Genomic DNA, 16,888 nt, shown 5'->3' on the forward strand with positions numbered 1-16,888 from the left:
TCCTCAGCCTCTGCCGTCTTCGGTATCTCGGTCACCCTCGCCCGTTCCGGTGTCGCACAACAGCTCCCGGAAGGCGGCGGCCACCACCTCGGGGTACTCCATCATCGCCACGTGCCCGGCCTCGGGCAGGCACAGCAGCCGCGAACCCCGGTAGGCGGCGGCCGCCTTGTGCGCCATACGGTACGAGACCAGCTGGTCCCGGCCACCGTAGACCAGCAGGGAGGGCGCGAGAACCCGCTGCGCCTGCCGCCACAGTCCGTGCTGGCCACCGAGGGTGTAGGCGTCGACGATGCCGCGCGAGGAGCGGGTCATCGCCTCCCAGAAGTACGGCAGGGCCATCCGCCGCTCCATCTCCTCCACGGCGTGGCCGAACCCCTCGGGTGTCACCCGCGAGGGGTCCCCGTAGCAGAGGTCCGTCACCCCCCGGGTGCGCTGCTCGGCGCTGAGTCCGCGCGTCAGCCGGCTGAAGAGGGCGGCCACCCCGGGTACGGCGAGCAGCGCGGTCGGCACGGCCGACCTCTGCACGCGCAGCTCGGGCAGGGCGGGCGAGACCAGGGTCAGGGTGCGCACGAGGTCGGGGCGGGCGGCCGCGACGCGGGTGGAGACGGCGCCGCCGAGGGAGTTCCCGAAGAGGTGGACCGGGCCGCGCCCGGCAGCGTCGAGGTGCCGGATGACGGCGCGGGCGAACGCGGTGACGGAGTAGTCCCGGTCGGCGGGTGGCGGGGACCAGCCGAAGCCCGGCAGGTCGAGGGCCTCGCCGTCGACGGTGTCGGCCAGCTGCGCCATGAGATCCGACCAGTTCTGCGAGGAACCGCCGAGTCCGTGCACGAACAATGCGGGCGGCAGCCCCGTACGCAGGGGCGGACGGACCCGGACGGCCAGTTCCAGGCCGGGCAGCGCGATGCTGCGCAGCAGCTCCCCGTCGGCCACCCGAACGGCTCCCACCAGGGAGGACAGCTCGGCGGTGGACCGTACGCCCGGCAGCTCGGTCGAAGACATGCGGGCAATGTTACGAGACGATCACGCTCCTCCTCTTGTGTTCGCCGTCACAGACACAGGCCGGATCCGTCTAGCGGTGCATCCGCGATCCTCCTAGGCTCGTAAGTGAGCACAAGGAAGCGAGGGGAGCGGCATGACTGTCGACCCTGCGGAGCCGGACACCTTCCGGGAGCAGTTTCCGGAAACCCTCGATCCCGAGGCGCCCGAGGCGGATGTGGCGGAGCAGCTGGCCGATCTCCGGCCGGACGAGGACGACCCTGTCACCGCCGGTGCGGTGGGCGAGGCCACGGACGGGGATGCCGTCGAGCAGTCACGGGTGGTGCCGCTGGACGAGGACGACTACCGCTGACCCGCAGTTGACCGAGCACCGACCAAACCGCTGATCAAACCGCTGACCAGCGCCTCCGGCCCGTCCGTACCGCGAGAAAACTCGGCTTGAACCCTCCAGATTCGGTTACCGAAAAGTACGATGGCCGCGCGGCGCAGAGCGCACTGTGTTCTTAGAGAAAGTGGGAGGCGGCGTGACAGCCATCGAGCAGACCGAGGCAGCGCGTCCGCGGGGCACGCGACTGCCGCGCCGAGCCCGGCGCAACCAGCTGCTGGGCGCGGCCCAGGAGGTCTTCGTCGCGCAGGGCTACCACGCGGCGGCGATGGACGACATCGCCGAGCGGGCCGGAGTGAGCAAGCCGGTGCTGTACCAGCACTTCCCCGGCAAGCTCGACCTGTACCTGGCGCTGCTGGACCAGCACTGCGAGGCGCTGCTGCTGGCCGTGCGCACCGCCCTCGCGTCCACGACGGACAACAAGCTGCGGGTGGCGGCCACGATGGACGCCTACTTCGCGTACGTCGAGGAGGAGGGCGGCGCCTTCCGGCTGGTCTTCGAGTCCGACCTGACGAACGAGCCGGCGGTGCGCGAGCGCGTCGACCGCGTCTCGCTCCAGTGCGCGGAGGCCATCTCCGACGTCATCGCCGAGGACACCGGCCTGTCCAAGGACGAGTCGATGCTGCTGGCCGTGGGTCTGGGCGGGGTCTCGCAGGTCGTGGCCCGTTACTGGCTCTCCAGCGAGAGCCCGGTCGCCCGCGAGACGGCGGTCGGTCTGCTGACCTCCCTCGCCTGGCGCGGTATCGCCGGCTTCCCGCTGCACGGTACGGAGGCCTGACCTGACGGACCGCTCGCGACGGCGTCGGCGGCCCTCACCGGCCGCTGTTCGCTGCGAGCGTGTCCGCTCTGCGCAATCCGCGTCCCCTCCGGGCTAATGTGGACCGCGTACGGCGCGGCTGATCGCGCGAACCGGATCGTCGGAGGGACAAAGCCGTGGAGGTCAAGATCGGCGTGCAGCACGCACCCCGGGAGATCGTGCTGGAGAGCGACCTGAGCGCCGAGGAGCTGGAGAGCATCGTCACCGCCGCTCTGTCCGGCACCGCGCCGCTGCTGAGCCTCACCGACAACAAGGGCCGCAAGGTCCTGGTGCCGTCCGACCGCCTGTCGTATGTCGACCTGGGCGAGCCGAGCGTGCGCAAGGTGGGCTTCGGCGCGCTCTGAGAACTGTGGTGAACGGCCCGGTGGTTGATTCCACCGGGCCGTTTCTGTTTCTTCCGCTTCGGGTAGGACCGCAGTGACCCGGTTTGCCCTGACGTATGGGAGAGACCTCATGCTGCTGATGGAAGTGCTCGGCTCCGCACTCCTGGGCCTCGCCCTGTCCGCGACAGCTGTCCGAGTGCTCGCACGCCGGTTGCCTTCCCGCAGAGTGGTGCTGGTCAGCGGGGTGCTGGGAGCGCTGTTCGGGGCGTATCTCACCCACTTCGCCCTGGGCCCCGGGCACAACACCCTGACCGCGACCCTCATCGGCGCGGTGCTGGTGTCGGCCGTGGTCCTGTCGCTGCTGCTCCGTCCGGCCGCAGGGCCCCGCAGGCAGTCCCACAGGACTCCGTTTTCGCTCCCGTCGCGGGGCTGATCCCTGATCCACCGACGCCGTGAAGGCCTGAAGGCCTGAAGCCCTGAACGACATACGCCGGCCCCGGCGCGCACGGTGCGCGCCGGGGCCGGCGTATGGGGCGTGCTCCGGTCAGGCGGCGAGGCCGAGGGCAGCCATCCGCTTGGTGTGCGCCTTGGTGATCCGGGTGAACATCTCGCCGACGGCCGCGAGGTCGAAGCCCGCCGCCATCCCGTCGACCCCGCCGACCAGCATGGTCGAGAGCGCGTCGCGCTCGGCGACCACGCGCTGGGCCTGCGAGAGGGCCTCGCCCATCAGCCGGCGGGCCCACAGCGCGAGCCGGCCGCCGCAGCGCGGGTCCGCCTCGATCGCCGCGCGCACCTTCTCGACGGCGAAGTTGCCGTGGCCGGTGTCGTCGAGCACACCGAGCACGAGCGCGCGGGTGTCGTGGTCCAGGTGGGAGGCGACCTCACGGTAGAAGTCGCTGGCGATGGAGTCGCCGACGTAGGCCTTGACCAGGCCCTCCAGCCAGTCCGACGGCGCGGTCTGGCGGTGGAAGTCGTCGACGCCCTTCGCGAAGGGCTCCATGGCGGAGGTGGGCTCGACCTCGATCGCCGCGAGCCGGTCCCGCAGCCGCTCGAAGTGGTGGAACTCGGCGGAGGCCATCGCGGCGAGCTCGGCCTTGTCGTCCAGGGTGGGCGCGAGCTTCGCGTCCTCCGCGAGGCGCTCGAAGGCCGCGAGCTCTCCGTACGCGAGGGCGCCGAGCAGGTCCACGACGGCGGCCCGGTACTGCGGCGAGGCAGAGGCGGCGGCCCAGTCCTGGGAGGCGATACCCACGGCTTCGGCGGGGGCGCTGTCGTCGGCGGACGAGGCGTTTTCTACGGTCGACATGCTCCGCACAATAGCCCGCCGAATGGCTCTCCAAAGCACCATGCCGGATCGTTGCCTGTCCAGCTAAACGCGCCTACCCGGTGAATTCACCCGACACAGCTGCGCGATTCCGGGGTACAGTGGTAATGCGCCTGCCGAATACTCGGCGGGCCGTCCGAATGAGGATGCCCGGTCGGTGGCCCGATCGGCTCCAACCGACCGCCCTCGGTGTGGTGCGTACGTTCATGCGTACCGCCTCTTACGAGGGGCCCCCTCAGCGGCAGATGCGCCTGAGCGAAGGCTAGTGGTCCCGCGCAGCTTCGTACGTAGCAGTACTGCAAGCACGGCACGGTACGACCCCCCTCGCCGCCTCGCGCCGCGTCTCACAGAAGAGGCAGCACCCTGACTACGTTCCGAGACCTCGGGATCTTTCCCGAGACGGCCGAGGCCCTTGAGGCCGTCGGCATCGTGTCCCCCTTCCCGATCCAGGAGATGACCCTCCCCGTCGCCCTTTCCGGCACGGACGTCATCGGCCAGGCCAAGACCGGCACCGGCAAGACGCTCGGTTTCGGCCTTCCCCTGCTGGAGCGGGTCGTCGTCCCCGCGGACGTCGAGGCCGGCCGGGCCACGCCCGCGCAGCTGACCGACGCCCCGCAGGCCCTCGTGGTGGTTCCGACCCGCGAGCTGTGCACCCAGGTCACCAACGACCTCCTGACCGCGGGCAAGGTCCGCAACGTCCGCGTCCTCGCCATATACGGCGGTCGCGCGTACGAGCCCCAGGTCGAGGCGCTCAAGAAGGGCGTCGACGTGATCGTCGGCACCCCGGGCCGCCTGCTCGACCTGGCCGGCCAGAAGAAGCTCGACCTCTCGCAGGTCAAGGCGCTCGTCCTGGACGAGGCCGACGAGATGCTCGACCTGGGCTTCCTGCCCGACGTCGAGAAGATCATGGGCTACCTGCCCGTCAAGCGTCAGACGATGCTGTTCTCGGCGACCATGCCGGGCGCGGTCATCGGCCTGGCCCGCCGGTACATGACGCAGCCGACCCACATCCGCGCCGTCTCCGAGGACGGCGAGGGCGCGACCGTCGCCAACACCACACAGCACGTCTTCCGTGCGCACAACATGGACAAGCCGGAGCTCGTCTCCCGCATCCTGCAGGCCGAGGGCCGTGGCCTGGCCATGATCTTCTGCCGCACCAAGCGCACGGCGGCCGACATCGCCGAGCAGCTGGAGAAGCGCGGCTTCGCCTCGGGCGCCGTCCACGGCGACCTGGGCCAGGGCGCGCGCGAGCAGGCGCTGCGCGCGTTCCGCAACGGCAAGGTCGACGTGCTGGTGTGCACCGACGTCGCCGCCCGCGGCATTGATGTCGAGGGTGTCACCCACGTCATCAACTACCAGACGCCGGAGGACGAGAAGACCTTCCTGCACCGTGTGGGCCGCACCGGTCGCGCGGGCAAGAAGGGCATCGCCGTCACCCTGGTCGACTGGGACGACATCCCGCGCTGGCAGCTGATCAACAAGGCGCTGGAGCTGGACTTCCACGACCCGGTCGAGACGTACTCCACGTCTCCGCACCTGTTCGAGCAGATGAACATCCCGGCCGGCACCAAGGGCATCCTGCCACGCGCCGAGCGCACGCGGGCCGGCCTGAAGGCCGAGAACCTCGAGGACCTGGGCGAGACCGGCGGCCGCGGTGGCCGTGGCGGCCGCTCCGGCCCGGCGGCTGCCGCCGTGGTGACCGAGGAACGTCCGGCCCGTACCCGTACGCCGCGCCAGCGCCGCCGTACGCGGGGCGGAGCGGAGCTCGCCGAGGGCGCCGAGGCTCCTGCCGCGGTGACCCCGGCGCAGGCGCCCGAGGCCCCCGCGGCCCCGGCCGCCGACGAGCCGCGCAGGCCGCGCCGCCGCCGCACCCGTGTGGCCGCGGTGCCGGCCCAGGCCCCCGCGGCCGCGCCGGTCGTCGAGGCTGCGGCCCCGGCCGCCGCCCCGGTGACCCCGGTCGCCGAGGTCCCCGCCGAGGAGGCTCCGGCCAGGCCGAAGCGCGTCCGTCCCCGCAAGGTCGTCGAGACCGCCCCGGAGCCGGACTTCCAGATGGCCCCGCTGGTCGAGCCCGTTCGGGCCCGGCGCCCCCGCAAGGCGGCCCCGGCCGCCGCCCCGGTGACCCCGGTCGCCGCCCCGTTGACCCCGGTCGCCGAGGTTCCCGCCGTGGCCGAGGAGGCTCCGGTCAAGCCGAAGCGCACCCGCACCCGCAAGGTCGCGGAGGCTGCTCCGGCCGTCGCCGAGACCGTCACGGTGACGGTGGCCGTGGCCGAGGAGGCTCCGGTCAAGCCGAAGCGCACCCGGACCCGCAAGGTCGCCGAGGCCGCTCCGGCCGCCGAGGCCGCCGCCGTGGCCGAGGAGGCTCCGGTGAAGCCGAAGCGGACCCGCACCCGCAAGGTCGCGGCCGCGCCCGAGGCATAGGCCCCGCGCAGCACTGCGCCGATGGCCCCGATCCCCTTCCGAGGGGGCCGGGGCCATCGGTCTGCCCGGGCCGTGCCCGGCCCCGTACGGGCCGGTAACCTCGGGCCATGAGCAAGCCGCCGCGTCTGACCCTGCCCGCCGTCGCCCGCGCGTACGTCCTCACCACGGAGCGCGGCGGGTTCGCCGTGCACGAAGCCGGTGAGCCCGTCCGCGGCACCGCCCTGCTGGTCCCCGGCTTCACGGGCAGCAAGGAGGACTTCATCGGCCTCCTGGAGCCGCTGGCGGCTGCCGGGTACCGGGTCGTCGCGGTGGACGGCCGGGGCCAGTACGAGACGCCGGGCCCGCGCGAGGAGGCCCCGTACGCCCTGGAGGAGCTGGCGCGGGACGTCCTCGCGCAGGTCCGCGCGCTGGGCGGGGACCTCGTACACCTGGTGGGCCACTCGCTCGGAGGGCTGATCTCGCGCGCCGCCGTGCTGCGCGAGCCCGCCCCCTTCGCCTCGCTCGCCCTGATGAGCAGCGGGCCGGCCGCGATCTCCGAGGATCAGCGGGCCCGGACGAAGCTGCTGGTCGCCGCGCTGGAGGCGATGGGCGACGACATGCCGGGGATCTGGGCGGCGATGCGGGCCCACGATCCCGAGGACGCGGTCGCGGACTCCCCCGAGCTCGCGCACTTCCTGCGCGAGCGGTGGCTGGCCACCGTCCCCGAGCAGCTGGTCGTCACCGGCCGGACACTGATCTCCGAGCCCGACCGGGTGGCGGAGCTGAGCCGGGTCGACCTGCCGAAGCTGGTCCTGTCCGGGGCCGTGGACCAGGCCTGGCCGGTGCCGCTGCTGGACGACATGGCCCGGCGCCTGGGGGCGCAGCGGGTGATCGTGCCGGGGACGGACCACTCCCCGAACGCCGAGGATCCGGCCACCACGGCCGCTGCGCTGGCCGCGTTCTGGGGCTCTTGCACCCGCGCATAGTTAGCCAGTGAAAAAATTTCTTTAGCGTAGGGAATGATTGCGGCCTACACTTCGTTGTCACAGTGCAAGGAGAAACACTGACGAAGGGAGAAGCCCCATGCGCTTCGAGATTCTGCGCCTGGACGACGTCGACGGGTCCGCCGTGGACAGCACCGTCGTCGACGCGGCCTCCGTCAACCGGATCGTGCAGCAGGCCGCAGCCGTCGGCCAGCGCATTCTGATCCGACCGGCCGAGAGTGCGTCCTGCTGACGCATCGCACGAAGAACGTTCGCGCCCCCGCACCGATCCGGTGCGGGGGCGTTCGCATGAGCGGGCGCGCGCGTCAGGCTCCGCGGACGACCTGGAGCACGCCGTTGATGATCTGCTGCACGGCGATCGCCGAGAGCATCATGCCGGCGAGCCGGGTGACGAGGACGACGCCGCCGTCCTTGATGACCCGGATGATCACCAGCGAGTAGCGCATGGTGATCCACAGCACGACGTGCATGGCCACGATCGCGGCCCAGACCGAGACCTGACCGGCGGCGCCGTCCGCCTTCTGCACGGCCAGGATGACCGACACGATCGCACCGGGTCCGGCCAGCAGCGGCATGCCCAGCGGGACCAGGGCCACGTTCACGTCCTTGGTCTGCTTCGGCTCGTCGTTCTTGCCGGTGAGCAGGTCCAGGGCGATGAGCAGGAGCAGCAGACCACCGGCGATCATCAGCGCCGGGACGGAGACGTGCAGGTAGTCCAGGATCTGCTGGCCGCAGATGCCGAAGACCGCGATGACGCCGAAGGCCACGCAGACGGCCTGCCAGGCCATGCGGCGCTGCACCTTGACAGGGCGGCCCGAGGTCAGGGCGAGGAAGATCGGCGTGATCCCCGGGGGGTCCATAATCACGAAAAGGGTGAGAAAGAGGGATCCGAAGACGGCGAAATCAAACACAGTGATGCCTTGCAGGAGAGAGGGGTGTCGCGAAGAAGAGTGTGGGACGGGTGGAGCGGGCCGGGTCCGGCCGGTCAGCGCTCGCGTCCGCCCGCGCCCGGCACCGGGAAGGCCCCGGTCGCGCGGCGCGTGATCTCGCCGTAGATCTCGGGGTCGGTCGTGAACTCCCCGAGGCGGCAGGTCTTGCGGCTGCCGTGGTAGTCACTGGACCCGGTGGTCAGCAGGCCGACCTCGCCCGACAGACCGCGCAGCCGCGCACGGGTGCCGGCGTCGTGGTCCATGTGGTCCACCTCGATGCCGTCCAGGCCCGCGGCCGCCAGGGCTGCTATCGCGGACTCGGAGACGCACCGGCCGCGCTTGGCGGCGGCGGGGTGCGCGAGGACGGTGACACCGCCGGCCGCCTTGACCAGGCGTACGGCCTCGAAGGGGTCGAGCTCGTGCTTCTCGGCGTACGCGCGGCCGCCGTCGGCGAGCCATTCGGGCGTGAAGGCGTCCGAGACGGTGGGGACGACGCCCAGCTCGACGAGGGCGGTCGCGATGTGCGGCCGCCCGACCGAGCCGTCGCCGGCGATCCGGGCGACCTGCTCCCAGGTGACGTCGACGCCGAGGCCCTGGAGCTTTCCGATCATGGTCCGGGCGCGCGGGGCGCGGTCGTCGCGGACCAGCTCCCGCTCACGGGCCAGCTCGGGCTCCTGGGGGTCGAAGAGGTACGCGAGCATGTGCACGCCGATGCCGTCGAGACGGCAGGAGAGCTCGGCCCCGGTCACGAGGGTCAGTCCGGCGGGGAGGGCGGCGAGGGCCTCGCCGTATCCGTGCACGGTGTCGTGGTCGGTCAGCGCGACCACGTCCAGCCCGGCGGCGGCGGCGTTGCGCACCAGCTCGGCAGGGGTGTCCGTACCGTCGGAGGCCGTGGAGTGGGCGTGCAGGTCGATGCGCACAGCCTGGCTCCATGGGTCGTACGAACGGGGACACTCCAGGATAGCCGGGCCCGGGCACCCCTCAGGCAGGGCCCAGGATGCGCGGGCTCAGGGCCCCGCACGGAAGGAGCTCGACCTCGGCGCCCGCGTCACGCAGGTCGGTGAGGACGAGCTCGTCGTACATCAGGAGGCCGGACTGCTCCGGCCAGACGATCGCCCAGAGCCACAGGCCGCGCGCCTCGCCGGCGAAGACGGCCCGGTCGTCGGGGCCGCCGTTCACGTGCCACAGCGGTGTCGGGCGGCCCGCCGCGACCACCTTGGCGTGCGGCGGCGCCGACACGTTGATGGACGAGCCGGGGTCGAGGCCGTCGATGCCCGCGTACCGCGCGCCCAGGCCGACGCCCAGCTCCTCCGCGATCAGCAGCAACTCGCCGATGCCGCCCAGCGGGCCGGGACCGGAACAGGCCACGGCCGTCGCCCGGCCCCCGCTGCGGTCGTCACCGGCGGACGCCACCCCCGTGAACAGCCACCCCACGGGCAGCGGCCACGGCATCCACACCGGCACCTCGGCCCGGTGCGCGACCACGCTGAGGCCTTCGACACTCGGCGGGATGACGGGTTGCAGGGGGTGGACAGCACCGTGCACCGCGCACTGCCAGGAGTCGGAGAAGAGTCCGGGCGCCCTGACCCGGCCACCGCACTTCGGGCAACTTGGTTCACCCCTCATAGGAAGTTACGCTCCTCCCCGCCCGGCCCCCAGTCAAGGCACGCTCACCCGTCCGGGCTGTCAGTCCAGTGCGACAGCGGTACGCAAAGGGTCCCTCAGGTCGGTCCCGCGCGCGAGCCAGCGCTCCTGGAGGGCGGCCGCGCCGTGCACGCGTTTCCAGGCCGCCTCGTTCGCCGTCATCGGCAGCAGGGGGAGGAACTGCACCGGATCCATGGGCTCGTCGAGCTCCAGGTCCGCGACCAGACCGCCCGGTTCCGCCACGAGGACGGAGCTGAAGGGGGCCCCGTCCCAGAGCGGCTCGCCCACGTCCAGCGAGGCCCCGGGGGCCACGATCAGCCCCTCGACCTGCGGGGACGCGGCCAGCACCGCGAGCGGCCGCAGCAGTTTGTCGGTGGCCGCCAGCCCCGCCCGTAGGGTCAGCACGAGCTCGGCGCGCGGGCCCCGTACGGGGTCGGCGACCACGGCGGTCGGATCGGTCATCGGGTGCGCGGACATCCCGAGGGTCGCGTACCGCACGAGGTCGCCCTCGGCGAAACGGAGTACCTCGATGCGGTCGGTGCCCAGGAAGGTGACGGCGGCGCGTGCGTCGGGTTCACCGAACACCGTGCGCAGCCGGGCCTCCACGAGGGCCAGAATTTCTGCCATGAAGCGAGCATAGAACTCGTATCAGCCGGGTAAAGGGCGGGTCTTGACCATCCGTCGGCTGATAGTGTTGACAGCTGTTCGGGGCCGCACGCAGAAGCGGTGTTTCAGCGCCCCGGCTACAGGACGTCCCTCACGGGGGACCGGCCGGAGGAGGTGGGGCTGCGGTGGACCGAAGTCGATCGTGCAGTACCAATCGCTCTTCCACTTCTGTGACGGGCGCATCCCGCCCCCTTTGATCTGCCCGGTCCGCGCGATCCGCTGATCAGTAGAAGAGCGACGGCAGAACGTTGTCCTCCCGTCCTGTTCCCTCCCCCTGCCCGGGCCTGCCCGCCCGCTGCCGGTGGAGGGTCTCCCACCCGTACGGTCCACAGCCGTGCGTGCGAAGGAGCCTGCCATGTCGATGCTGCCCTACCTGCGTGCGGCCGTGCGCCCGTCCCTGCGCCGGGCCACCCCCGTACAGCCCGGCTACGACACGACCCGCGATCCGTCGGCGAGCAGCGCGGTGGTCGACTGCGCCGTGTACCGCGACGGGCGGCGGGTGCTGGGTCCGGTGTGCCTGACGCCCCGTGAGGCGATCCGCCGGGTCCGCGAGGACGGCGGATTCGCCTGGATCGGCCTGCACGAGCCGACGGAGGCCGAGTTCGCGGGGATCGCCGCCACCTTCGGGCTGCACCCGCTGGCCGTGGAGGACGCGGTGCACGCGCACCAGCGGCCGAAGCTGGAGCGCTACGACGACACCCTCTTCACCGTCTTCAAGACGATCCACTACGTCGACCACGCCGAACTGACCGCCACCAGCGAGGTGGTGGAGACCGGCGAGGTGATGTGCTTCACCGGCCCCGACTTCGTGATCACCGTCCGGCACGGCGGCCAAGGGTCCCTCAAGGGGCTGCGCCACCGGCTCCAGGACGACCCGGACCTCCTCGCCAAGGGCCCCTCGTCGGTCCTGCACTCCATCGCCGACCACGTCGTCGACGGCTACATCGCGGTCGCCGCGGCCGTGCAGGACGACATCGACGAGGTGGAGAGCGAGGTCTTCGCCGCCCCCGCCAAGGGCAGTGCGCGCGGCGGCGACGCGGGCCGCATCTACCAGCTCAAGCGCGAGGTACTGGAGTTCAAGCGGGCGGTCTCGCCGCTGCTGCGTCCGATGGAGCTGCTGAGCGAGCGGCCGATGCGGCTGGTGGACCCGGACATCCAGAAGTACTTCCGGGACGTCGCCGACCACCTGGCGCGGGTGCACGAGCAGGTGGTGGGCTTCGACGAGCTGCTGAACTCGATCCTCCAGGCCAACCTCGCGCAGGCGACGGTCGCCCAGAACGAGGACATGCGCAAGATCACTTCCTGGGCGGCGATCATCGCCGTGCCGACGATGATCTGCGGGGTGTACGGGATGAACTTCGAGCACATGCCGGAGCTCCACTGGCGCTACGGCTATCCGATGGTGATGGCCGCCATCGCCGCCTCCTGCTTCACCATCCACCGCGCGCTGCGCCGCCACGGCTGGCTCTGACCCGGGCCGGTCCCGGACGGCCGCTCGCGCGCGGGGAGCGACCCCCTACGCTGTCGGCATGACTCTCAGCACGCTCGACCTGGCCCTCGTCGAGGAGGCCACCAAGAAGTCCGGCCTGATCTGGGTGCGCGGTGGCGGGGCCGACCGCGCCCTGTGGCACGCCTGGGTGGACGGCGCGGCCCATGTGCTGGGCGACGGGCCCGGCGAGCAGCCGTTCCCGGGGCTGACGGACGGTGCGACCGCCGAGGTGACCGTGCGGAGCAAGGACAAGGGCGGCCGGCTGGTGGCCTGGACGGCGACGGTACGGGAGCTCCCGCCCCGCGGCGAGGAGTGGGCGGCGGCGGTCGCCGAGCTCAAGGGCAAGCGGCTGAACGCGCCCGACTCGCAGGACATGACCGAGCGGTGGGCGCGCGAGTGCCGGCTGCTGCGGCTGGAGCCCGAGTCGGTCCGGGCGCAGCTCCCGGACGGTTCGCTCACCGCGGCTCCGCTGCCGTCCCCGGCCACGACCCGCAGGGCCATGCCGGCGGGCCTGCCGAAGCTGCTGCTGAAGCGCAGGAAGGCCGCCCGGGGCTGAATGCCGCCCGCGCCCTGCCGTAAGGGGTGACGGGGCCGGGTGTGTGCCGGGGCGTCCCCGCAGGGCGCCGAACGCACTGCCGCCGCACTCTCCGCCCCCCGGCCACGTTCGTCGCCCGAGGAGACGCCCCGGCGCGCGCCCGGCCCCGGCGCGACCGGACCCGCCTGCGGCGCGGCCACCGCGAGCCCCGTCTGATCGGCAGGACTCCCCTACGGCTTCGTCGGGTTGGCGCCCTGGCCGGAGCCCTTGGAGGGGGCCGGGGCCGGGCCGCCGCCCTGGTCCTTGGTCGTCGGCAGCTGGGACCCGTAGTCGACCGTCTGGTCCTGCGCCGGCGGGTCGAGCGGGAACGTCTTGCCCCACTCCGCGAGTTCCACCCGGCCGGCGCCGCCCGCACGCTCCATCAGCAGCGGGTACGGGGTCCCCTCCAGGGAGACCGAGAGCTTGCCGCCCTTGCCCTCGTCCGCCGTGACCTGCACCGCGCGGGTGTGCCCGACCTTGGTGTACGAGCCCTTGGCGAGCTTGCCCTCCAGGCCTAGCAGCCCGTCCAGCAGCACGTCCATGTCGGTGAAGCCGCGGAACTGCTTGTAGGAGGGGTCGCCCTCGGGCACCCTCACGTACTTGTCGCCGAGCTTGCCGGCCGAGTCGGACTCGCCCCAGAACGCCGCGCTCGCCTTCAGGTACAGCTGCTCCCCCACCCGCAGCAGCTGGAAGGTGTCGTCCTTCGACTTCACCTCGCCGGAGCCGCCGTCCGCCTTCAGCCGCATGTCGAGCGTGAAGGACTTGCCGCCGCTCACCAGCGTGCCGGACAGGTGCACCGCCTCGGCCTCCGTCGCGGCCGCCTTCGCCTTCGCCTCGATCTTCTCCGCGGAGAGCTTGCCGACGCCGTTCGTGCCCTCGTCGGGGTCGTCCCCGCAGCCCGTACCGGTGACGGCGAGGCCCGCGCACAGCGCACCGATGAAGGCGGCCCGGCGCAGCCGCGCGGCAGGGAAGTAGGCGGTCACGTGCAGGTGCCTCTCGTCGGTCGTCTGCGAGCAGCAGGCAGCGTACCCGTCCGTACGCCGGGGCCCGCGACCGCGCCCCGGTGTTCCCCGGCCCCCGGGCGGACCGCCCCACCAGGACGCTTTCCCGCGGCACGGGCTAGCCTGAGGGGCGGCACGACTCTTGATCGACGCACTAGGAGGCGCTCGGATGGTTGCAGGCGCCCCGCGGATCTTCGTCTCGCATCTGTCGGGTGTGCCCGTCTTCGACCCCAACGGCGACCAGGTCGGCCGGGTCCGCGACCTCGTGGCGATGCTCCGGGTCGGCGGCCGCCCGCCGCGGCTGCTGGGCCTGGTCGTCGAGGTCGTCAGCCGGCGGCGGATCTTCCTGCCCATGACCCGGGTCACCGGTGTGGAGTCCGGGCAGGTCATCACCACCGGTGTCATCAACATGCGGCGCTTCGAACAGCGCCCGACCGAACGCCTGGTCCTGGGCGAGCTGCTGGACCGGCGGGTGACGCTGGTCGGGAGCGGCGAGGAGGTCACCGTCCTGGACGTGGCCATCCAGCAGCTGCCGGCCCGCCGGGACTGGGAGATCGACCGGATCTTCGTACGGAAGGGAAAGTCGGGGGCGCTGCGCCGGCGCGGCGAGGCCCTGACGGTGGAGTGGTCGGCGGTGACGGGCTTCTCGCTGGAGGAGCACGGGCAGGGCGCCGAGAACCTGGTCGCCACCTTCGAGCAGATGCGGCCGGCCGACGTGGCGAACGTGCTGCACCACCTGACGCCGAAGCGGCGCGCCGAGGTGGCCAGCGCCCTCGACGACGACCGGCTCGCGGACGTCATGGAGGAGCTGCCCGAGGACGAGCAGGTGGAGATCCTCGGCAAGCTGAAGGAGGAGCGCGCCGCCGACGTCCTGGAGGCGATGGACCCGGACGACGCGGCCGACCTGCTCTCCGAGCTGCCGGAGGACGACAAGGAGCGGCTGCTGACGCTGATGCAGCCGGACGACGCGGCCGACGTGCGCCGTCTGCTGTCCTACGAGGAGAACACCGCCGGCGGTCTGATGACCACCGAGCCGATCGTGCTGCGGCCGGACGCGACGGTCGCCGACGCCCTGGCCCGCGTACGGCAGGCGGACCTGTCGCCGGCGCTGGCGGCGCAGGTGTACGTGTGCCGGCCGCCGGACGAGACCCCGACGGGCAAGTACCTGGGCACGGTTCACTTCCAGCGGCTGCTGCGGGACCCCCCGTTCACACTGGTCAGCTCGATCGTGGACACGGACCTGCCGCCGCTGCGGCCGAACGCCTCGCTGCCCGCGGTGACCACGCACCTGGCCGCCTACAACATGGTGGCCGTGCCGGTGGTCGACGAGAGCGGCTCCCTGCTGGGCGCGGTGACCGTGGACGACGTGCTGGACCACCTGCTGCCGGACGACTGGCGGGAGACGGACTTCCATTCCGAGGAGGCCCTGGGTGGCCGCTGAGCGAGGACGCTTCGACCGGGGGCGGGGCGAGCAGGCGCGCGAGCGGCGCCGCGAGCAGATCAGGGAGCGGCGCGAACAGGCGCGGATGCAGGCCCGCGAGCACGGGCTGGCGGCGGACGCGGCGGAACGTTCCGGCGAGCGCGCGGCGAAGGCGGCGAGCACCGGTTCGAGCGCGCTGACGCGCTCGCGGGTGCGCCTGGACCTGCCGCGCGCGCCGCGCCGGTCGCTGCTGCCCGAGTACGACCCGGAGGCCTTCGGGCGGCTGTCGGAGCGGGTGGCGCGGTTCCTGGGCACCGGCCGGTTCATCGTCTGGATGACCCTGGTCATCATCGTCTGGGTGCTGTGGAACATCTTCGCGCCGGACGGCCTGCGGTTCGACCCGTACCCGTTCATCTTCCTGACGCTGATGCTGTCGCTCCAGGCCTCCTACGCGGCTCCGCTGATCCTGCTCGCGCAGAACCGGCAGGACGACCGCGACCGGGTCACCCACGAGCAGGACCGCAAGCAGAACGAGCGGTCCATCGCCGACACGGAGTACCTGACCCGGGAAATCGCCGCCCTGCGGATGGGTCTGGGCGAGGTCGCCACGCGCGACTGGATCAGGTCCGAGTTCCAGGACCTGATCAAGGAGATGGACGAGCGGCGGCTATTCCCGGCCGAACGTGATGAAGGCGACCGCTGACGGGCTTTCCTGCGGCCTGCTACCGAGCCGTACCATCGGGACATGGCTACCGACACAAGCTCCGCCTCCGTGCCCGAGCAGGACGCGATCCTGGACGCGCTGGCGACGGTGAACGACCCCGAGATCCACCGGCCGATCACCGAGCTCGGCATGGTCAAATCGGTGGAGATCGGCGAGGGCGGCGCGGTCGCCGTCACGGTCTACCTCACGGTGTCGGGCTGTCCCATGCGCGAGACCATCACGAAGAACGTCACCGAGGCCGTCGAGAAGGTCGCGGGCGTCACCTCCGTCGCCGTCACCCTCGACGTGATGAGCGACGAGCAGCGCAAGGACCTGGCGGCCACGCTGCGCGGCGGCACCGCCGAGCGCGAGGTGCCCTTCGCCAAGCCGGGCTCGCTGACCCGTGTGTACGCGGTCGCGTCCGGCAAGGGCGGTGTCGGCAAGTCGTCCGTCACGGTGAACCTGGCCGCGGCGATGGCTGCGGACGGCCTGAAGGTCGGCGTGGTCGACGCGGACATCTACGGCCACAGCGTGCCGCGCATGCTGGGTGTGGACGGCCGTCCGACCCAGGTCGAGAACATGATCATGCCGCCGTCGGCGCACGGGGTGAAGGTCATCTCCATCGGCATGTTCACCCCGGGCAACGCCCCGGTGGTGTGGCGCGGGCCCATGCTGCACCGCGCGCTCCAGCAGTTCCTGGCCGACGTGTTCTGGGGCGACCTGGACGTGCTGCTGCTGGACCTGCCGCCTGGTACGGGTGACATCGCGATCTCCGTGGCCCAGCTGGTGCCGAACGCCGAGATCCTGGTCGTCACCACCCCGCAGCAGGCCGCGGCCGAGGTCGCCGAGCGGGCCGGCTCGATCGCCGTGCAGACCCACCAGAAGATCGTCGGTGTCGTCGAGAACATGTCGGGCCTGCCGTGCCCGCACTGCGACGAGATGGTGGACGTCTTCGGCTCGGGCGGCGGCCAGAAGGTCGCCGACGGCCTGACCAAGACGGTCGGCGCGACGGTGCCGGTGCTGGGCTCGATCCCGATCGACGTCCGGCTGCGCGAGGGCGGCGACGAGGGCAAGCCCGTCGTCCTGTCCGACCCGGACTCCCCGGCCGGTGCGGCCCTGCGCTCGATCGCGGGCAAGCTGGGCGGCCGCGCGCGCGGTCTGTCGGGCATGTCCCTGGGCATCACCCCGCGCAACAAGTTCTGACGGTCCGCGGCACGCG

Annotated in this window: 19 protein-coding genes; 12 read left to right on the forward strand and 7 right to left on the reverse strand. The window is 72.0% G+C overall.

Features of this window, described 5'->3' with window-relative positions; all coding sequences use genetic code 11:
- Positions 1-3: 3 nt before the first annotated feature.
- Entirely contained in the window at positions 4-999 is a 996-nt protein-coding gene (locus ACGFZK_RS12560) for an alpha/beta fold hydrolase (protein ID WP_393848826.1), read from the reverse strand.
- 133 nt (positions 1,000-1,132) lie between these two features.
- Between ACGFZK_RS12560 and ACGFZK_RS12565 the strand changes: the two genes are divergently transcribed.
- From ACGFZK_RS12565 to ACGFZK_RS12580, 4 genes are all read left to right on the forward strand, one after another.
- Positions 1,133-1,348, forward strand: coding sequence for a hypothetical protein (locus ACGFZK_RS12565; protein ID WP_393848827.1), 216 nt, complete (start codon positions 1,133-1,135; stop codon positions 1,346-1,348).
- A gap of 172 nt (positions 1,349-1,520) precedes the next feature.
- A complete protein-coding gene (locus tag ACGFZK_RS12570) occupies positions 1,521-2,159 on the forward strand; it encodes a TetR/AcrR family transcriptional regulator (RefSeq protein WP_202199848.1) in 639 nt (212 codons plus the stop codon).
- Between the two features lie 155 nt (positions 2,160-2,314).
- Entirely contained in the window at positions 2,315-2,542 is a 228-nt protein-coding gene (locus ACGFZK_RS12575; RefSeq protein WP_030011334.1) for a DUF3107 domain-containing protein, read from the forward strand.
- A 109-nt stretch (positions 2,543-2,651) separates the two neighbouring features.
- Entirely contained in the window at positions 2,652-2,954 is a 303-nt protein-coding gene (locus tag ACGFZK_RS12580) for a hypothetical protein (RefSeq protein ID WP_393848828.1), read from the forward strand.
- Between the two features lie 111 nt (positions 2,955-3,065).
- Here the strand turns inward: ACGFZK_RS12580 and ACGFZK_RS12585 are convergent, their stop codons facing one another.
- Positions 3,066-3,824 carry a ferritin-like fold-containing protein gene (locus tag ACGFZK_RS12585; protein WP_393848829.1) on the reverse strand — a complete coding sequence of 253 codons (759 nt, stop codon included), beginning with the start codon at positions 3,822-3,824 and terminating at the stop codon, positions 3,066-3,068.
- Positions 3,825-4,295: 471 nt separating this feature from the next.
- Between ACGFZK_RS12585 and ACGFZK_RS12590 the strand changes: the two genes are divergently transcribed.
- The 3 genes from ACGFZK_RS12590 to ACGFZK_RS12600 all read left to right on the forward strand — a co-directional run bounded on the left by ACGFZK_RS12590 (position 4,296) and on the right by ACGFZK_RS12600 (position 7,475).
- A complete protein-coding gene (locus ACGFZK_RS12590; RefSeq protein WP_393848830.1) occupies positions 4,296-6,260 on the forward strand; it encodes a DEAD/DEAH box helicase in 1,965 nt (654 codons plus the stop codon).
- A 107-nt stretch (positions 6,261-6,367) separates the two neighbouring features.
- Complete coding sequence (locus ACGFZK_RS12595) at positions 6,368-7,225, forward strand: alpha/beta fold hydrolase (protein WP_393848831.1); 858 nt, start codon at positions 6,368-6,370, stop codon at positions 7,223-7,225.
- 97 nt (positions 7,226-7,322) lie between these two features.
- Positions 7,323-7,475 (forward strand): hypothetical protein, encoded by a 153-nt coding sequence (locus ACGFZK_RS12600; RefSeq protein WP_167745535.1) that lies wholly within the window; start codon positions 7,323-7,325, stop codon positions 7,473-7,475.
- A 73-nt stretch (positions 7,476-7,548) separates the two neighbouring features.
- Here ACGFZK_RS12600 and ACGFZK_RS12605 read toward each other — a convergent pair whose 3' ends face one another.
- The 4 genes from ACGFZK_RS12605 to ACGFZK_RS12620 all read right to left on the reverse strand — a co-directional run bounded on the left by ACGFZK_RS12605 (position 7,549) and on the right by ACGFZK_RS12620 (position 10,443).
- On the reverse strand, positions 7,549-8,154 hold the full coding sequence (locus tag ACGFZK_RS12605) for a MarC family protein (protein ID WP_393848832.1): 606 nt from the start codon (positions 8,152-8,154) through the stop codon (positions 7,549-7,551).
- Between the two features lie 74 nt (positions 8,155-8,228).
- Positions 8,229-9,092 carry a PHP domain-containing protein gene (locus ACGFZK_RS12610; protein WP_393848833.1) on the reverse strand — a complete coding sequence of 288 codons (864 nt, stop codon included), beginning with the start codon at positions 9,090-9,092 and terminating at the stop codon, positions 8,229-8,231.
- A gap of 61 nt (positions 9,093-9,153) precedes the next feature.
- Positions 9,154-9,798: a DUF6758 family protein gene (locus tag ACGFZK_RS12615; RefSeq protein WP_393848834.1), complete on the reverse strand. Its 645-nt coding sequence runs from the start codon at positions 9,796-9,798 to the stop codon at positions 9,154-9,156.
- 60 nt (positions 9,799-9,858) lie between these two features.
- Positions 9,859-10,443, reverse strand: coding sequence for a suppressor of fused domain protein (locus ACGFZK_RS12620; RefSeq protein ID WP_393848835.1), 585 nt, complete (start codon positions 10,441-10,443; stop codon positions 9,859-9,861).
- A 394-nt stretch (positions 10,444-10,837) separates the two neighbouring features.
- Here ACGFZK_RS12620 and ACGFZK_RS12625 point away from each other — a divergent pair, with 394 nt between their 5' ends.
- Positions 10,838-11,953 carry a magnesium and cobalt transport protein CorA gene (locus ACGFZK_RS12625; protein WP_393848836.1) on the forward strand — a complete coding sequence of 372 codons (1,116 nt, stop codon included), beginning with the start codon at positions 10,838-10,840 and terminating at the stop codon, positions 11,951-11,953.
- 58 nt (positions 11,954-12,011) lie between these two features.
- The gene (locus ACGFZK_RS12630; RefSeq protein WP_393848837.1) at positions 12,012-12,527 is read left to right on the forward strand and encodes a hypothetical protein; all 516 of its coding nucleotides are present in this window, start codon (positions 12,012-12,014) and stop codon (positions 12,525-12,527) included.
- Positions 12,528-12,736: 209 nt separating this feature from the next.
- On the opposite strand, the gene ACGFZK_RS12635 is transcribed toward ACGFZK_RS12630, so the two are convergent.
- Positions 12,737-13,528 (reverse strand): hypothetical protein, encoded by a 792-nt coding sequence (locus ACGFZK_RS12635; protein ID WP_393848838.1) that lies wholly within the window; start codon positions 13,526-13,528, stop codon positions 12,737-12,739.
- A 187-nt stretch (positions 13,529-13,715) separates the two neighbouring features.
- Here ACGFZK_RS12635 and ACGFZK_RS12640 point away from each other — a divergent pair, with 187 nt between their 5' ends.
- The 3 genes from ACGFZK_RS12640 to ACGFZK_RS12650 all read left to right on the forward strand — a co-directional run bounded on the left by ACGFZK_RS12640 (position 13,716) and on the right by ACGFZK_RS12650 (position 16,872).
- Positions 13,716-14,987, forward strand: a complete 1,272-nt coding sequence (locus ACGFZK_RS12640; RefSeq protein ID WP_393848839.1) for a magnesium transporter MgtE N-terminal domain-containing protein — start codon at positions 13,716-13,718, stop codon at positions 14,985-14,987.
- 85 nt (positions 14,988-15,072) lie between these two features.
- Positions 15,073-15,669 carry a DUF1003 domain-containing protein gene (locus tag ACGFZK_RS12645; RefSeq protein ID WP_393848945.1) on the forward strand — a complete coding sequence of 199 codons (597 nt, stop codon included), beginning with the start codon at positions 15,073-15,075 and terminating at the stop codon, positions 15,667-15,669.
- A gap of 87 nt (positions 15,670-15,756) precedes the next feature.
- Positions 15,757-16,872 carry an Mrp/NBP35 family ATP-binding protein gene (locus tag ACGFZK_RS12650; protein WP_393848946.1) on the forward strand — a complete coding sequence of 372 codons (1,116 nt, stop codon included), beginning with the start codon at positions 15,757-15,759 and terminating at the stop codon, positions 16,870-16,872.
- Positions 16,873-16,888: the final 16 nt, after the last annotated feature.

Origin of the sequence: Streptomyces sp. NPDC048257, from assembly GCF_043201855.1 — a bacterium.
Lineage (GTDB): Bacteria > Actinomycetota > Actinomycetes > Streptomycetales > Streptomycetaceae > Streptomyces.

Coding starts and splice junctions, on each gene's coding strand:
- ACGFZK_RS12620 (WP_393848835.1), bottom strand. CDS start 10,443: ATGGCAGAAATTCTGGCCCTCGTGGAGGCCCGGCTGCGCACGGTGTTC.
- ACGFZK_RS12625 (WP_393848836.1), top strand. CDS start 10,838: ATGTCGATGCTGCCCTACCTGCGTGCGGCCGTGCGCCCGTCCCTGCGC.
- ACGFZK_RS12595 (WP_393848831.1), top strand. CDS start 6,368: ATGAGCAAGCCGCCGCGTCTGACCCTGCCCGCCGTCGCCCGCGCGTAC.
- ACGFZK_RS12580 (WP_393848828.1), top strand. CDS start 2,652: ATGCTGCTGATGGAAGTGCTCGGCTCCGCACTCCTGGGCCTCGCCCTG.
- ACGFZK_RS12565 (WP_393848827.1), top strand. CDS start 1,133: ATGACTGTCGACCCTGCGGAGCCGGACACCTTCCGGGAGCAGTTTCCG.
- ACGFZK_RS12600 (WP_167745535.1), top strand. CDS start 7,323: ATGCGCTTCGAGATTCTGCGCCTGGACGACGTCGACGGGTCCGCCGTG.
- ACGFZK_RS12590 (WP_393848830.1), top strand. CDS start 4,296: ATGACCCTCCCCGTCGCCCTTTCCGGCACGGACGTCATCGGCCAGGCC.
- ACGFZK_RS12560 (WP_393848826.1), bottom strand. CDS start 999: ATGTCTTCGACCGAGCTGCCGGGCGTACGGTCCACCGCCGAGCTGTCC.
- ACGFZK_RS12640 (WP_393848839.1), top strand. CDS start 13,716: ATGGTTGCAGGCGCCCCGCGGATCTTCGTCTCGCATCTGTCGGGTGTG.
- ACGFZK_RS12645 (WP_393848945.1), top strand. CDS start 15,073: ATGCAGGCCCGCGAGCACGGGCTGGCGGCGGACGCGGCGGAACGTTCC.
- ACGFZK_RS12585 (WP_393848829.1), bottom strand. CDS start 3,824: ATGTCGACCGTAGAAAACGCCTCGTCCGCCGACGACAGCGCCCCCGCC.
- ACGFZK_RS12630 (WP_393848837.1), top strand. CDS start 12,012: ATGACTCTCAGCACGCTCGACCTGGCCCTCGTCGAGGAGGCCACCAAG.
- ACGFZK_RS12615 (WP_393848834.1), bottom strand. CDS start 9,798: ATGAGGGGTGAACCAAGTTGCCCGAAGTGCGGTGGCCGGGTCAGGGCG.